This is a genomic window from Halobacillus sp. BAB-2008 (genome assembly GCF_000328325.1).
Lineage (GTDB): Bacteria > Bacillota > Bacilli > Bacillales > Halobacillaceae > Halobacillus.
The window spans coordinates 1-14,229 of the sequence record NZ_ANPF01000021.1; the positions used below are offsets into that span (position 1 = coordinate 1).

Annotated in this window: 14 protein-coding genes, 9 tRNA genes and 1 riboswitch; of the genes, 20 read left to right on the forward strand and 3 right to left on the reverse strand. The window is 47.8% G+C overall.

Features of this window, described 5'->3' with window-relative positions:
* Positions 1 to 30: 30 nt before the first annotated feature.
* From D479_RS05435 to D479_RS19810, 9 genes are all read left to right on the forward strand, one after another.
* Positions 31 to 106: transfer RNA gene (locus D479_RS05435), tRNA-Thr, on the forward strand.
* 13 nt (positions 107 to 119) lie between these two features.
* Positions 120 to 205: transfer RNA gene (locus D479_RS05440), tRNA-Tyr, on the forward strand.
* 18 nt (positions 206 to 223) lie between these two features.
* Positions 224 to 294, forward strand: a tRNA-Trp gene (locus D479_RS05445).
* Positions 295 to 309: 15 nt separating this feature from the next.
* Positions 310 to 385 (forward strand) — tRNA-His (locus tag D479_RS05450).
* A gap of 27 nt (positions 386 to 412) precedes the next feature.
* A tRNA-Gln gene (locus D479_RS05455) sits at positions 413 to 487 on the forward strand.
* An 8-nt stretch (positions 488 to 495) separates the two neighbouring features.
* Positions 496 to 570: transfer RNA gene (locus D479_RS05460), tRNA-Gly, on the forward strand.
* A 61-nt stretch (positions 571 to 631) separates the two neighbouring features.
* Positions 632 to 705, forward strand: a tRNA-Cys gene (locus D479_RS05465).
* Positions 706 to 713: 8 nt separating this feature from the next.
* Positions 714 to 795: transfer RNA gene (locus D479_RS05470), tRNA-Leu, on the forward strand.
* A 220-nt stretch (positions 796 to 1,015) separates the two neighbouring features.
* Complete coding sequence (locus tag D479_RS19810) at positions 1,016 to 1,450, forward strand: DUF559 domain-containing protein (protein ID WP_008634550.1); 435 nt, start codon at positions 1,016 to 1,018, stop codon at positions 1,448 to 1,450.
* 33 nt (positions 1,451 to 1,483) lie between these two features.
* Here the strand turns inward: D479_RS19810 and ade are convergent, their stop codons facing one another.
* Positions 1,484 to 3,229: an adenine deaminase gene (gene ade, locus D479_RS05480; protein ID WP_008634551.1), complete on the reverse strand. Its 1,746-nt coding sequence runs from the start codon at positions 3,227 to 3,229 to the stop codon at positions 1,484 to 1,486.
* A gap of 94 nt (positions 3,230 to 3,323) precedes the next feature.
* A riboswitch (purine riboswitch) is annotated at positions 3,324 to 3,425 on the reverse strand.
* A gap of 139 nt (positions 3,426 to 3,564) precedes the next feature.
* On the opposite strand from ade, the gene D479_RS05485 reads away from it, so the two are divergent.
* The 10 genes from D479_RS05485 to D479_RS05530 all read left to right on the forward strand — a co-directional run bounded on the left by D479_RS05485 (position 3,565) and on the right by D479_RS05530 (position 11,930).
* Positions 3,565 to 4,731 carry a TraB/GumN family protein gene (locus D479_RS05485; RefSeq protein ID WP_039870914.1) on the forward strand — a complete coding sequence of 389 codons (1,167 nt, stop codon included), beginning with the start codon at positions 3,565 to 3,567 and terminating at the stop codon, positions 4,729 to 4,731.
* A gap of 177 nt (positions 4,732 to 4,908) precedes the next feature.
* Positions 4,909 to 5,412, forward strand: a complete 504-nt coding sequence (locus tag D479_RS05490; RefSeq protein ID WP_008634555.1) for a hypothetical protein — start codon at positions 4,909 to 4,911, stop codon at positions 5,410 to 5,412.
* 170 nt (positions 5,413 to 5,582) lie between these two features.
* On the forward strand, positions 5,583 to 6,035 hold the full coding sequence (locus D479_RS05495; RefSeq protein WP_008634557.1) for a hypothetical protein: 453 nt from the start codon (positions 5,583 to 5,585) through the stop codon (positions 6,033 to 6,035).
* A gap of 185 nt (positions 6,036 to 6,220) precedes the next feature.
* Positions 6,221 to 6,294, forward strand: a tRNA-Gly gene (locus D479_RS05500).
* Between the two features lie 131 nt (positions 6,295 to 6,425).
* Positions 6,426 to 8,135, forward strand: coding sequence for an ABC-ATPase domain-containing protein (locus tag D479_RS05505; protein ID WP_026578300.1), 1,710 nt, complete (start codon positions 6,426 to 6,428; stop codon positions 8,133 to 8,135).
* 16 nt (positions 8,136 to 8,151) lie between these two features.
* Positions 8,152 to 9,285 carry a tRNA epoxyqueuosine(34) reductase QueG gene (gene queG / locus D479_RS05510; protein WP_008634559.1) on the forward strand — a complete coding sequence of 378 codons (1,134 nt, stop codon included), beginning with the start codon at positions 8,152 to 8,154 and terminating at the stop codon, positions 9,283 to 9,285.
* 73 nt (positions 9,286 to 9,358) lie between these two features.
* Positions 9,359 to 9,913, forward strand: coding sequence for a methylated-DNA--[protein]-cysteine S-methyltransferase (locus tag D479_RS21170; RefSeq protein WP_008634562.1), 555 nt, complete (start codon positions 9,359 to 9,361; stop codon positions 9,911 to 9,913).
* Between the two features lie 74 nt (positions 9,914 to 9,987).
* Positions 9,988 to 10,851 carry an amidase domain-containing protein gene (locus D479_RS05520; RefSeq protein WP_008634564.1) on the forward strand — a complete coding sequence of 288 codons (864 nt, stop codon included), beginning with the start codon at positions 9,988 to 9,990 and terminating at the stop codon, positions 10,849 to 10,851.
* 51 nt (positions 10,852 to 10,902) lie between these two features.
* Positions 10,903 to 11,379, forward strand: a complete 477-nt coding sequence (gene trmL, locus D479_RS05525) for a tRNA (uridine(34)/cytosine(34)/5-carboxymethylaminomethyluridine(34)-2'-O)-methyltransferase TrmL (protein ID WP_008634566.1) — start codon at positions 10,903 to 10,905, stop codon at positions 11,377 to 11,379.
* A 323-nt stretch (positions 11,380 to 11,702) separates the two neighbouring features.
* Entirely contained in the window at positions 11,703 to 11,930 is a 228-nt protein-coding gene (locus D479_RS05530; RefSeq protein WP_008634568.1) for a hypothetical protein, read from the forward strand.
* 41 nt (positions 11,931 to 11,971) lie between these two features.
* Here the strand turns inward: D479_RS05530 and lipA are convergent, their stop codons facing one another.
* Positions 11,972 to 12,916 (reverse strand): lipoyl synthase, encoded by a 945-nt coding sequence (gene lipA, locus D479_RS05535; RefSeq protein WP_008634569.1) that lies wholly within the window; start codon positions 12,914 to 12,916, stop codon positions 11,972 to 11,974.
* Between the two features lie 17 nt (positions 12,917 to 12,933).
* A complete protein-coding gene (locus D479_RS05540; RefSeq protein ID WP_152413325.1) occupies positions 12,934 to 13,755 on the reverse strand; it encodes a biotin/lipoate A/B protein ligase family protein in 822 nt (273 codons plus the stop codon).
* Between the two features lie 194 nt (positions 13,756 to 13,949).
* Between D479_RS05540 and D479_RS05545 the strand changes: the two genes are divergently transcribed.
* On the forward strand, positions 13,950 to 14,129 hold the full coding sequence (locus D479_RS05545) for a hypothetical protein (RefSeq protein ID WP_026578302.1): 180 nt from the start codon (positions 13,950 to 13,952) through the stop codon (positions 14,127 to 14,129).
* Positions 14,130 to 14,229 lie beyond the last annotated feature (100 nt).

The following is a 14,229-nucleotide window of genomic DNA, read 5'->3' on the forward strand; positions in this document are numbered from 1 at the left end:
GGTTCGATTCCGTCCCGAGCCACCATTTAAGCCGGCCTAGCTCAACTGGCAGAGCAACTGATTTGTAATCAGTAGGTTGGGGGTTCAAGTCCTCTGGCCGGCACCACTTGAATTATAGTGGAGGGATAGCGAAGTTGGCCAAACGCGGCGGACTGTAAATCCGCTCCCATCGGGTTCGTAGGTTCGAGTCCTACTCCCTCCACCATTTTCATTTCATTCAAATAGGGGTATAGTTTAATGGTAAAACTACGGTCTCCAAAACCGTCAATGTGGGTTCAATTCCTACTACCCCTGCTTTTACTTCATATGGCGGCTGTGGCGAAGTGGTTAACGCACCGGATTGTGGTTCCGGCATTCGTGGGTTCGATTCCCATCAGCCGCCCCATTAATATTTCTCAACTGAACTGATCATTGGGCCATAGCCAAGCGGTAAGGCAACGGTTTTTGGTACCGTCATGCGCTGGTTCGAATCCAGCTGGCCCAGCCATTACATATGCGGGAGTAGTTCAGTGGTAGAACACCACCTTGCCAAGGTGGGGGTCGCGGGTTCGAATCCCGTCTCCCGCTCCAATAAAACTTTGAATATATTCAGTGCCACTTGAATATGTTAGAATGTAAATAATAAATAAGTGGCGGCATAGCCAAGCGGTAAGGCAGAGGACTGCAACTCCTTTATCACCGGTTCGATTCCGGTTGCCGCCTCCAAGACATATGCCGGTGTGGCGGAATTGGCAGACGCGCACGACTCAAAATCGTGTTCCTCACGGAGTGTCGGTTCGACCCCGACCACCGGTACTACAAGAATGAAAAGACGTTATCCTTATAACAGGATAACGTCTTTTTTGTTTTGCAGATAGGGTCTTTCTTATTCAATTAAAAACATGGTGAAAGACTGTGGAAGCTGTCGATCACTTCTAAAAAGTGGGGACACACAAAGAGGTACAAAATGGTCATTTTCGTTCTTTTACGAATAGAATGCCAGGGTGTTTGGATAGAATGGTAGTGGGTGATAAAGATGAATATGATGATGTTTTTGGAATACGCTGCTTTCATGGGTCTGCTGATTCTTTCTGTTGTCCTCATTCTGCGTATCAAAGGGGAGGAAAGAGTTCCATCCTTGGATGAGAAGGACATCCTTTCTTCCACGATTGTGAAGAAATTGTACAGCGAACTTGTGTCGCATGGACTTCGGCCGGCTCTCCGTCATCAGGTAGGGAAATATCAGGTGGACGTTGCTTTTCCTTCCGTGAAAATTGCAGTGGAGGCTGTGGAACATGACTTTTTGGTCTCCTCTCCGGCAATGAATCAGGAATGGGAGAAGGATGAGTATCTGAGGAACCATGGCTGGAAGATTCTTCGTTTCAGTGGAGCGAGGATTGAAGAAGACCTGCCGAGAGTGGTCGAGAAGATCAGTCGGGAACTAAGTGTGAAATCGAATTCAAGCTCATAAAAACGGCCCGGCGAAGTCGCCAGGCCGTTTTATTTATGAACAGGAAACGTCAATATGACGAAGTTTAGTAACGTCGAACAGGCCTTTGTCTGTCAGTTTCAGAGACGGGATGACCGGCAGTGTGAGGAAGGATAGGGTAAGGAATGGATTGAAATCTCCTTGGAACCCCTGCTCCTTTAATGAATGGTGCACATGATCCAAGGCGGCATTAACTTCTTCTGCCGTTTTGTCGGACATCAGACCTCCGATAGGAAGCGAGAGGGATGCGACAGGCTTTCCATCGACAACGACAGCAAGTCCGCCGTTTATGTCTGAGAGATGCTTGATTGCTTGGATCATATCATGATCATTCGTACCGACGGCGACAATGTTATGGGAATCGTGGGCAATCGTTGTAGCAATGGCTCCGCGCTTTAAGCCGAGTCCTTTCACGACACCGAGTCCGATATTGCCTGTTTGATGATGACGTTCCACTGCAGCCAGCTTCAACTGATCTTCTTCCACAGAAGGAAGGAAAGAGCCGTTCTCTACCTGGACATGTTCCACGTTGTGGTCGGTTCTCAGGCTGTTAGGATTGATTTTTATGACGTTAGCTTTGGAGGATTCCATCGGGATTTTCAGTGAAACTTCCGACAGTTCCGGCAGGTGGACAGTGTTGGTAATCGCTGATGCAAGGTCCTTCCTGCCCGGAGCAGGTCCGATGTAGGAACCATTTTTGGCAACATGCTTTCCTTCCTTATAGACATCTGAGATTACAGGATCATTCAAGTCGTCAAACAAGATCAAATCGGCTTTATATCCGGGAGCGACAGCCCCTTTATCAGTCAGTCCGTAACATTCTGCAGCATTCAGGGATGCCATCTGGATGGCCGTTATCGGATCTGTCCCGTTTGCTATGGCCAGACGGACATGATGATCGATGCTGCCGTTTCGAAGCAGATCATCGATATGTTTATCATCGGTGCAGAAGAAGAAGCGCCGTGAATTGTGAGGCTTTACTGCTGGAAGCAGGGCAAGCAGGTCTTTGGCAACCGATCCTTCCCGCATCATGACATACATCCCTCTCCGGATACGTTCAAGGGCGTCTCCCGGCGTGTTGCACTCATGATCCGTCAGGACACCGGCAGCTCTGTAGATGTTAATGGCGTGCGGGTCCAGACCTGCCAGGTGACCGTCAATCTTTTTCCCTTCCAGGGTCGTGGACGTCAACTTGCCGATGAGATCGGGTGCGGCGCTCCGGAGGGAGGGGTAGTCCATCACTTCTGCCAGGCCAAGTACTTGGGGATGGTCATAGTAGGGACGAAGATCTTCATCCATGAGACGGGCACCTGCGTTTTCGAACGGTGTGGCGGGGACACAGGATGGCAGCATGAAATGCATATCCATACAGGTATCCTTCGCCTGATCGAGCATGAACTGGATGCCGCGGTTTCCACAGACGTTGGCTACTTCATGTGGGTCTGTAACGATCGTCGTCACGCCGTGGGGAAGAACGACTCTCGCGAATTCTTCGGGAGGAACCATAGAGGATTCGATGTGGACATGTCCGTCGATGAAGGCAGGAGCAATGTACTTCCCATGGGCATCGATTACTTCGTTTCCATCGTATTCGCCGATTCCTGAAATCGTGCCTTCTGTGATGGCTATATCTGCTTCCAGGACTTCCATATTGAAAACATCGATGATGCGCCCGTTCTTAATGACGACATCAGCGGGAACATCCTTATTTGCTGTCCGGATGCGTTTCGTTAGTATATCTTTGGGTGTATTGGCTGTCATAATGGAATCTCCTCCTTTTGATGAAAAAACCCCCTAGCATTTTTTCTAAAACTAGAGGGTACAAAAGAAGGACAGGCTGTATGTCGTACATGCACATGCAGCCTATCCCTCTCGTAGTCAAACCATTTACGGTAGTTCGGTAGAAACGTTTGGACCCTATTTCCAAATATATACGAGCTGTATGGATTTATTATAGAGATTTTATCTTTCTCCTTTCCGTTTGTCAACGCCCGGGATAAATCAGGGGAAAGGATTCTCTTTTAAGGGAATCTAGTTTAATATGGTAGAAGAGAGGTAAATTTCTGACTTAAGACAAAGGAAGGTTTTTGATGTCTATAATGGAAGAGAATATAACAAGAATACATATTGGTGAGAAGGAATTCATTCTTATCGGTACTGCCCACGTGTCGAAGCAGAGCGCAGAACAGGTGAAGGAAGTCATCGAAGCGGAACGGCCGGACTCTGTTTGTGTCGAGCTCGATGAGCAGCGTTTTGAATCGATCCGTGACGGGGACCGATGGAAGAATACAGATATATTTGAAGTGATCAAAAGTAAAAAAGCGTCGTTGCTGCTCGTCAACCTGGCGATCTCTTCGTTTCAGAAGAAGATGGCGAAGCAATTCGGGATCCAGGCGGGCCAGGAGATGATCCAGGGAATCGAATCAGCTGAGAAAACGGGAGCGGAACTGGTTCTTGCCGACCGTAACATCCAAATTACTTTTGCAAGGATTTGGGGAAATATCGGTTTCAAGGGAAAGGCGAAGCTGCTTCTCTCGATCATTTACGGGATCTTCAGTAAAGAGGAGATATCAGAGGAAGAGTTGGAGAAGCTGAAAACACAGGATATGCTGGATGGTATGCTCCAGGATATGACGGATAGTTTCCCTACGTTGAAGAAGCCGTTGATCGATGAGCGTGATCAGTACTTGGCGCATTCCATCAAGCATGCTCCAGGGAATAAAGTGGTCGCTGTTTTGGGAGCTGCCCACGTTCCGGGGATCAAAGAAGAGATCCATAAAGAGCATGACTTGAAGAAATTGACGGAGCGGCCGAAGAAATCAAAAGCGCCGAAGATCATCGGTTGGACGATTCCTTTATTGATATTGTCGGTCATTGTCTATACGTTCTTCTCCAACCCTGCCGCAGGGACGCAGCAGACCATCAGCTGGATCCTTTGGAACGGATCTTTTTCGGCATTAGGAACCGCTGTCGCCTTAGCTCATCCGCTGGCAGTTGTGACGGCCTTCATCATGGCGCCGATCACTTCGTTGAATCCGCTGATTGCAGCAGGCTGGTTCGCGGGTATTGTCCAGGCGTACTTCCGACGTCCGAATGTAGGAGACTTCGATACGCTGTCGGATGATGTGACGAGTGTGAAAGGCTTTTGGAATAACAAAGTGACACGGATCCTTCTCGTAGTCGTTCTTGCCAACCTCGGAAGTTCATTAGGTACGTTTATCGGTGGCGCAGACGTCATTCGCTTGTTTATCCGAAATTTATAAGTGGAGAATGGGTAATCTTTGGACATTGCTTCCCTGTGGAGGGAGGCGATGTTCTTTTTTATATTCTTTTGTTTTTTTCTGACATCCGTTTACAGTAATTTTTTGTAATGTTACAATCATGTTACAAAGTGTCGAAAAATTCCTTTTGTTCAGAGGGATAAGGAAGGAACGGGGTAAATGAGCAGGTTTGTGAAAGTCACGTCCATACTGGGAATTGCAGCAATCAGCTTTGGAGTGTGGCAGTTAAGTCAGCAGGATAGTCAAGCGAATATAGAAGCAAGTCCAAAGGAAACCATCAGCGAGCATTCACAAACTTATCAGAGGATACACATTGACAAAGAAGAAGCGGAAGAACAGAAGGTATCCGTACGAGCGCCTGTGGATGCACGGACAGTCAGATCCTTCAAGGAAGCGGTGGAGAAGCAAAAGGAAGTAAAGGTATTAGTGGAAGGCGTCGGTGAACCAGAAGGAAAGGAAGAGCCGAAGTGGTCTGATATTGAGAAAGATAGTAAGGAAAAAATGCAGTTGTTGGATAAATTAACGGGCTTATCGGACAATGATATTGTGGAAGAATTCGCAAAAAAGGCCAATCATAAGCTGGAACGTGCCTTGGATAGCAAACAGGCAGCGGAATACATAGAAACGGTAGAGCTCTTCCATTACATCTCCGAGCAGTTATGAGAAATGACGTCAACGGGAAAAGAAGGGAACGATGTCGAAACTATCGAACTTTCGAAACCCCTTGAAGTATCGTGATTGGTAAATATTGTTTATATTTGCCAGCATTCGTTTTAGCAGCTCTTGAAACGGGGACTTGAACAGAGAAAGCAAATAAAGGAGGTTTTCTATTCATGTCCCAAACACTGAAGGAAAGACTAAGTACGGAAGAACTGGGTCACCTGCAAAGAGCCGCTGTACTGGAATTTACGGAAGACCTGTTTGAGTCTGATAACTATTGCTCGCTCGAAGCTGCCGATTCAGACCTGGATCAATTATTTATTGTCAATCGGAACGATCGTACGTTGACAGTGCTCAGTATGTCCAAGGACATGTCGCTGAAGAAGGAAACACTCTTTACAGATCGGATCATTTCCATGAAAGAATACTTCGAGGATTACAGCATGAATGAGAATACAGCTCCCCGGAAGATCGAAGTCGTTTTTGATGGGGGACGGACCCTGTTGATCGAACCGGATCTCTCCGGTGAGAAGGCCGAGATGTACAAAAAGCCTGAAATCGCCCGGCAGGTCCAAGAGGAGTTTGAGAATCTGATTGCAGCATTAAAGAATACCGTAATTCTGTAAAAAGAAAAGAGACGGCCCGCATCCACGGATGCGGGTCGTCTTTTGTTTGGACATTGTGTATTGCAACACGCTTAACACGATCCTGTCATGAAAAAACAATATTCGACAAGAAATTGCAAATTAATTGTTGCATGGTTAAAAAACGATTGTTATAATAGCAAATGTACTTCCGATGAGGGAGACATGCGGGTGTAGTTTAGTGGTAAAACCTCAGCCTTCCAAGCTGATGATGAGGGTTCGATTCCCTTCACCCGCTCCAAAAGCTATTATTTTTTATACTTATGTGAACCAACGCAGTGTTTCGTTAAATGGATAACGAAGCATTGCGTTTTTTCTTGAGGAAAAATGGATACATCCTATAGTAGAACTACAAATCAGGAGGAATCCACTATGAACCGGTTACAGCAGCAACTGAAACAGATAGATGGTAAAAGTTATAAAGCATACAAGCAGCTTCAGGGGAATTATCGTTTCCCGAATTACGATTTATTCTTGGATTATGTCCAGGGGGATCCGTTTGCATCCCCGTCCAAAATCAGAATCCGAATCCCGGATAAACAGCGGGAAATGAAAGCGAGTTGGAAAGACGGGAGCAGACGGAAGTATTACACGGAAGACAGATTGACAAGAGCCGTGGCAAAAAGGATAAGTAAAACCCAGACGAGTGTGAAAGGGAGCGGCAAAAGCGGAATCGTTTCTGTCGATCGTCCCGGTCAGGAAATATTGGAGCGGACGGCTGTTCAGTTGGAGAACGATTCTGTGGTCGTTTGTCTTACGGTAGGTCTGCCTGCGAATGGGAGACGGATCAATGGGAAACAGGCAGAGAAACTGTTCTTCTCTATATTACCGGAAATCATGAAACAGTCGATTTTTAAAATCAAGGATGAAGAATTGGAAGCAGCCTGCCAGCTTGCCGATCAGCATGAAGCGATTCTCCGTGAAATGAAGAAGAACGATTGGATTTCGTTTATAGCAGACGGTTCAGTCCTTCCAAGGGAGAGCGGCATCAGTCAGCGCCCGATGAAGGACGCGGTACCGTTCCGGAGCCCGGAGGAGAAGCGGGTGTCCTTCTCCATTCCACACAGAGAGGAACCGTTGACGGGGATGGCTCTGAACAAAGGAATTGTATTGATTGTCGGTGGAGGTTATCATGGTAAAAGTACCCTCTTGAATGCAATGGAGCGGGGTGTGTATCCTCATATTCAAGGGGATGGAAGGGAGTATGTGCTGACGGACCCCGATGCAGTCAAAGTTCGTGCGGAGGATGGCCGTCAGGTGACGAATGTCGATATTTCCCCATTCATCAAAAATCTTCCTCATGGTGCAGATACGACGACTTTCTCCACAGAAAACGCCAGCGGCAGCACGTCACAGGCCGCGAATGTAATAGAAGCTTTGGAAGCAGGTGCTACGACGCTTCTCGTCGATGAAGACACGAGTGCTACGAACTTCATGATCCGTGATGAACGGATGCAGCAGCTTGTTGTACAGGAGAAGGAACCAATCACTCCTTTCCTTGATAAAGTCAAGCAGCTCAGAGATGGCTTGGGAATCTCTACGCTCCTCGTGATGGGCGGATCCGGAGACTATTTCCAGGTGGCCGACGACGTCATTATGATGGATCAATACATTCCTTATGATGTCACGAAGAAGGCAAAGCAAATTGCCGAAGCGTATCCGACCGGACGTACGACCCAGGAGCAAGCGGCTTTTGGAACCCTGCCGAAGCGGGCGTTCCTTCCGAGTACTATCCAGGCACAAAAAGGCAGGAAGGAAAAGATGCAGGCGAAAGGGTTGAAAAGAATTCTCATGGGGCATACCGATATAGAGTTGGACGGGATCGAGCAGTTGATCGATTCGTCCCAGACGAGAATGATTGCCGATATTCTGCTTCATTTGGAGAAGAGAGGCATCTGGAAAGAAGAACGGAGTGTATCGGAAATACTCTCCATGATTGAGAAACAAATGAACGAAGAGGGGCTGGCATCTTTTGCACCTTTCAAAAACCAGCATCCCGGGGAGCTTGCCAGACCACGAATGATGGAAATAGCAGCGGTACTCAACCGCATACGGACAGCTAAAGTTAAAGACTTACGATAGAAAGGAGAGGACCAGGGTGGATTATCAACAGCTGAAAGACGAAGTCATCGCATACAGCAAAGAAATAGGCATTGATAAAATAGGCTTCGCTGCAGCAGACGTGTTCGGCGAACTGAAGGCACGCCTGATCCGTCAGGAAGAGCTCGGCTATCAGTCCGGATTTGAGAAAGGAAGCGCAGAAGAGCGGACGGAACCGAGTCGCCTTCTCCCGGGGGCACAATCGATCCTGTCGATCGCCCTGGCCTATCCTTCCAAAATGAAAGACGCTCCGAAAAGCAGAAAGGGAGAGCGAAGAGGCCTTTTCTGCCGCGCCTCCTGGGGACAGGATTACCATGATGTACTGCGCGACCGCCTGCAGAAGTTAGGGGAATTCCTTAAACAGAAAGTGCCCGACGCCGAACTGAAGATGATGGTGGATACGGGGGAACTTTCCGACAGGGCTGTGGCAGAGCGGGCCGGTATAGGCTTCAGCGGGAAGAACTGCGCCGTCATCACTCCGGAGTTCGGCTCATATGTATATTTAGGAGAAATAGTTACTAATATCCCTTTTGCCCCGGATGAACCGGTGGACGACAGCTGCGGGGACTGTTCCATCTGCGTGGATGCATGTCCGACCGATGCTCTCGTGCAGGGCGGGCAGTTGAATGCCCAGCGGTGTATCGCTTTCCTTACGCAGACGAAGGATTTTCTTCCGGATGAATTCCGAACAGTGATCGGCAATCGCCTCTATGGATGCGATACCTGTCAGACGGTCTGTCCGAAGAACAGAAAGAAAGATTTTCATAACCATGAAGAATTCGAGCCGGACCCTGAAGTTGTGAAACCAAAATTGGTTCCGCTCTTATCCATTTCCAATCGAGAATTCAAGAATACCTATGGTTCTATATCAGGATCCTGGAGAGGTAAAAAACCTATTCAGCGTAATGCTATCCTCGCGCTCGCCCATTACCGGGATGAGACGGCCGTTCCGGAGTTGATCCGATTGATGAAGGAAGATCCACGTCCGGTGATCCGGGGGACATCTGCCTGGGCACTCGGCAAGATTGGAACAGAGGACGGCAGGGAAGAGATCCTTAAGGCAATGGAGAAAGAAGAGAACGATCAGGTACGGGTGGAAATGGAGAAAGGGCTCCAATTTGAGAAACTATAAGCGCCTGTACCTTTTCATCTATCTACAGCTCTTGTATAATAGAAAATAATGTTAATTGAAGAAGGGGTTGACCATGAACCATCAGTCTTTCTTATATCATGACACATTCGAGACTCCTTTAGGTGCTGTTACAGTACTTGCGAATGATGAAGGGGTCTGCCGCATTGATTATGGCAAATACGAAGATCGGACCGCATTCTATCAAACTTGGAAAAGGAAGCACTTTCTCAAAGGGGAGTTGGTCTACGACCCTGAGCAAACATATGTGGCACAGACGAGGGAGGAACTCCAGGAATATTTTGCAGGCAGGCGTTCGGAATTCCAGGTACCTCTCCAATGTTACGGTACGGACTTTCAACGGCAGGTCTGGCGGACGCTGCACCACCAGATCCCTTATGGAGAAACACGTTCCTATAAGGACATCGCCTCCTATATCCACGCCCCGAAAGCGATCCGGGCTGTCGGAGGTGCTGTTAACCAAAATCCATTTTCTATCGTGGTCCCGTGTCACCGGGTCATTGGAAGTAACGGGAAACTCGTAGGGTATGCGGGTGGAATAGATAAGAAAGAGAAGTTATTAGAGCTCGAACGAGAGCACCATTCCGTAACGGAACATAGAAGCGGCTGATCCTGTTTGGATGAGCCGTTTTTTCATGTATTCCTATCCTTTTTCATAGATATGAAGGTGGGGAGGGGAGACGGATGAGTGCTGTTCATTTATTACAGCGGTACTGGGAGAGAATCATGGATCGCCTGTTTGACCAGAACGAAGAAGAGTGGCTGAGAAAGAAAGTCGACGCATTAGAAGCGGGTGGGAAGTCGCTGCGACGGGTTACATTTGAACTGAAACCGTACCACCGGGCCGCCTACGACAAGGAGGTCTGTCTTGATTATTTGCTGCACGTCTCCATGTTGGTGAAGGACGGACCGCGAACTTACTTGGAAGAAGGAATATACGAGGGAAGAAGCAGATTCTCTAAAGGGGAGTGGCTGGATCATCGAATCCGAACGGAGCGCCCGGGTACGGATTCCTTAACATCCGCTTTGGAATTCAGTCATTCAAGGGAGAGGGAGGAGAGCCGTTTTACGTACGACAGAAGAGCAGCCGTGCGCTACGCGGACAGGTGGTGGGACAGCTATAACCCGGCTTACCGGCACTTTGATGTCGATTGCACCAATTATGTATCTCAGTGTCTGCGGGCCGGTGGTGCCCCTATGCATGGCTCGCCTGCAAGAAGTAAGGGATGGTGGTATGGAAGTGGGACATGGAGCTACAGCTGGACGGTCGCTCATGCGCTGCGCTGGTATATGAGTGGTGCGCGGAAAGGATTGACGGCTACGGAAGTATCATCAGCCGATCAGCTGTCGCCGGGGGATATCATCTGCTATGATTTCCAGGGGAACGGGCGCTTTGATCATAATACGATCGTAACAAGGAAGGATGCGAGCGGTATGCCGCTCGTCAATGCCCATACATCTAACAGCCGACATCGTTACTGGGCCTATGAAGATTCTACCGCCTATACCCCGTCAATCCAGTACAAATTTTTCCGAATTGACGGATGAACGGTATGTTATAATGGTCTGGTTGATTATGACTAGACTGAGGTGAAAGACATGCCGAACCATATTGTTTTATTTGAACCGGAGATTCCGGCTAATACCGGTAATATTGCAAGGACCTGCTTAGCGACAAATACAGAACTTCATTTGATCCGTCCGCTTGGTTTCTCAACAGATGATAAGATGCTTCGCCGGGCCGGTTTGGACTACTGGCATAAGGTGAACGTCCACTATCATGATTCCATTAAAGAATTGTACGAGGCTTATCCGGAAGCGGAATTTTATTACATTGAAAATTTCGGAACGAAGTCGTATGCCGATTTCGATTTCAGCAGTCCGGAGAAAGATTGGATGTTCGTATTCGGGAAAGAAACGACAGGCATACCGAAAGACCTCCTTGAGGGATTGGAAGATCGCTGCCTGCGCATCCCTATGACAGGGGAAGTTCGTTCTTTGAATTTATCGAACACCGCCTCCATCATTTTATACGATGCGTTGAAGCAGCAAGGCTATCCAAACTTGATCAAATGACAAAAAAGAGTGCGTCCGCAAAGGGAGGCACTCTTTTCCTTATTTCTTAGGTGATCCAGCCTTCGTGTTGTAGCCGGCAGTGAAAATGGCCGTAAGAAATGCAACGCTTACAAGAATGATCAAAGTTAGATTCATCGTCCATCCTCCTTTATTAGCCAGACAAGTCGTTCTGGTCTTTATTATACCTCACTTCCAAATTGAAGGAAATGGCTTGTCCTGCTAATTTTATCCTTTCTCGGATGACAGATGCCTATACGCCTCACCGGGCGTTTACATAGAGTGAAGAGTAGGTGAATAACCAAGGTTGGATTGGAGGAGTAGGAATGAATCAATATTCGTATTACTACCCGAATCACATGCAGGATGGCTTCCGCGATGAAGATGAACGGTTCTTCTTTTTAGGGCCGTTCGCCGGCGGACTGCTCGGCGGTTTTCTCGGAGGTGCACTTGCTCCAGGTTTCTACGGAGGTTTTGGTGGAGGGTATCCGCCACCGCCGCCTCCGTACTATGGCGGATACTACGGACGTCCCCCATACGGCGGTTTCTGGTAAATGGAAAAGGCCCCTCGAATGGAGGGGCCTTTTCGTTTAAGTTAGAAGTTTGTTGTATCCAATTCTTTTCCTTGAGACTCATAGCCTTTCATGTATTTGATTCGGCGCTGAGCGGATGTGGAATTGACTTGTTCATCTGCGTGGTAAGAAGAACGGACCATCGGACCGGCTTCACAGTGTCGGAAGCCTTTATCCAGAGCGATTTGTTTCAGCTCTTCGAACTCATCCGGATGGTAATAGCGTTCCACATTCAAGTGTTTTTTCGTCGGCTGCAAATATTGGCCGATTGTCATGATATCGACATTGTTTTCCAGCAGGTCGTCCATCGCTTGAATAATTTCTTCTTTCGTTTCCCCGAGGCCGACCATGATGCTTGATTTTGTCGGTGTGTTAGGGCGGATTTCCTTAACGCGGCGCAGCAATTCCAGAGAACGGTCGTACATCGCACGAGCGCGGACTTTCTTAGTAAGTCGACGTACGGTTTCGATGTTGTGATTGAAGATGTCCGGCTCTCCAGCCATAAGTGTGTGAAGGCTCTCGTAATCACCTTTCATGTCGGAAGGAAGGATTTCCACCGTGCATCCAGGGACACGTCGGCGAATCGCTTTTACCGTTTCCGCGAAAACGGCTGCACCACCGTCATTCAGATCGTCACGGGCGACAGCTGTGACCACTACGTGTTTCAGTCCCATGATTTCGACAGATTCAGCCACGCGTTCCGGCTCTCCCCAGTCCAATTCGTTCGGAAGTCCGGTTTTTACCGCGCAGAAGCGGCACCCGCGTGTGCACGTATCCCCAAGGATCATAAAGGTTGCCGTTTTACGTTCGCTCCAGCATTCGTGAATATTCGGGCAGCGTGCTTCCTCACAAACCGTGTTCAGTTTCTTCTCCCTCATCAGCTTTTTCAGCCCGGTGTAGGATTTGTTCGTGTTGATTTTGATTTTAAGCCAATCCGGCTTTCTTATGTACTCTTGGTCTTTAGCCATGTTGTCCACTCCTTTAATTATCGGGAAAAGTTCCACTCATCCGATTGATATCGTTCTGCGGCGATTTTCTCTACTGTTTTCCATTGATCATCAGAGAGTTCGAAAGGTTCAAGCGTTATGTCCATCCCTTTTTCAAATCCACTCTTAAACGCATGTTTTGTCTCGTTGAAATCAACGGGCTTATCGAGCAGTTGGTTGATGGCAACCGCTTTGTCTCCGAATGCTTTTCGCGCGCGTTCTTTCACCCGTTCATTTTTATATAGGAACATATCGAAAAGCTTGACATCATCTACATCAATCGGGATCGATCCGTGCTGCAGGATGATTCCCTTTTTGCGTGTCTGGGCACTGCCAGCAGCTTTCTTTCCCTCTACAATCAGTTCATACCAGGACGGCTCTTCAAAACATACGGCAGAGCCTGTCACGCCAAGTTTACCTTCCGGTACAGCAAAATCAGCTTGGATCCCCAGGTTACGAAACCCTTCTAGGAGTCCTTTGGAAATTACCAAATAGGCTTCTTTCACGGAAGCCGGCATCGCTTCATGTTGTTCTGAGACGATAACACTGTATGTCAGTTCTTTGTCGTGCAGAACAGCCCGGCCGCCGGTTTGGCGACGGACAAGCTCGTAGCCGTGTTTTTTCACGCCATCCATGTCTATCTTACCGTTCACTTTCTGAAAGTACCCTACGGATAAGCCGGCTGGTGCCCAGCCGTAGAATCGGAGGACAGGCGGAATTTCTCCGGCTCTGTGCCAATTCATCAAAGCCTCATCCAGTGCCATGTTCATGGCAGGAGTACAGTGACCGGAATCGACAAAGTACCATGTTTCCATATGCAATCCTTCTTTCTGTCAGTTAAGCACTTTATCACATTAAAATAACCACAATCATTCTAACAAGGGCAATGGAATGTGTCAAAATTTGCAAAGGATGTAAATGTCCTTGTTTTATAGGTTGAATTACCCAGTTACAATGGTTGGTGGCATACATAAGTACAGAATTGTTTTATAATTGAAACAGGAGGGGATGCCTTGTGAATCAGTCTTTGATATCCAGTGTGCTTTTTTTGATCAGCGCTTTCATTTGGGCATTGCTAGCAATCATTTATGAAGAATTCCGACTCCTCAATTTTTTTCTTTTTATTACTTTTCTGGTAATCGGACTGGCGAAGAGGCGCCGGTATCAGGAACGAAGGGATTATGAAGAAGACTGAAATTTCCAGTCTTCTTTTTTTATGGTCAAGATTTGAAGCGGGGCGGCATAGGCATGAAGAAGGTGGACAGCTCAGGTGCTTAAGGGGATGGACCTTCTAA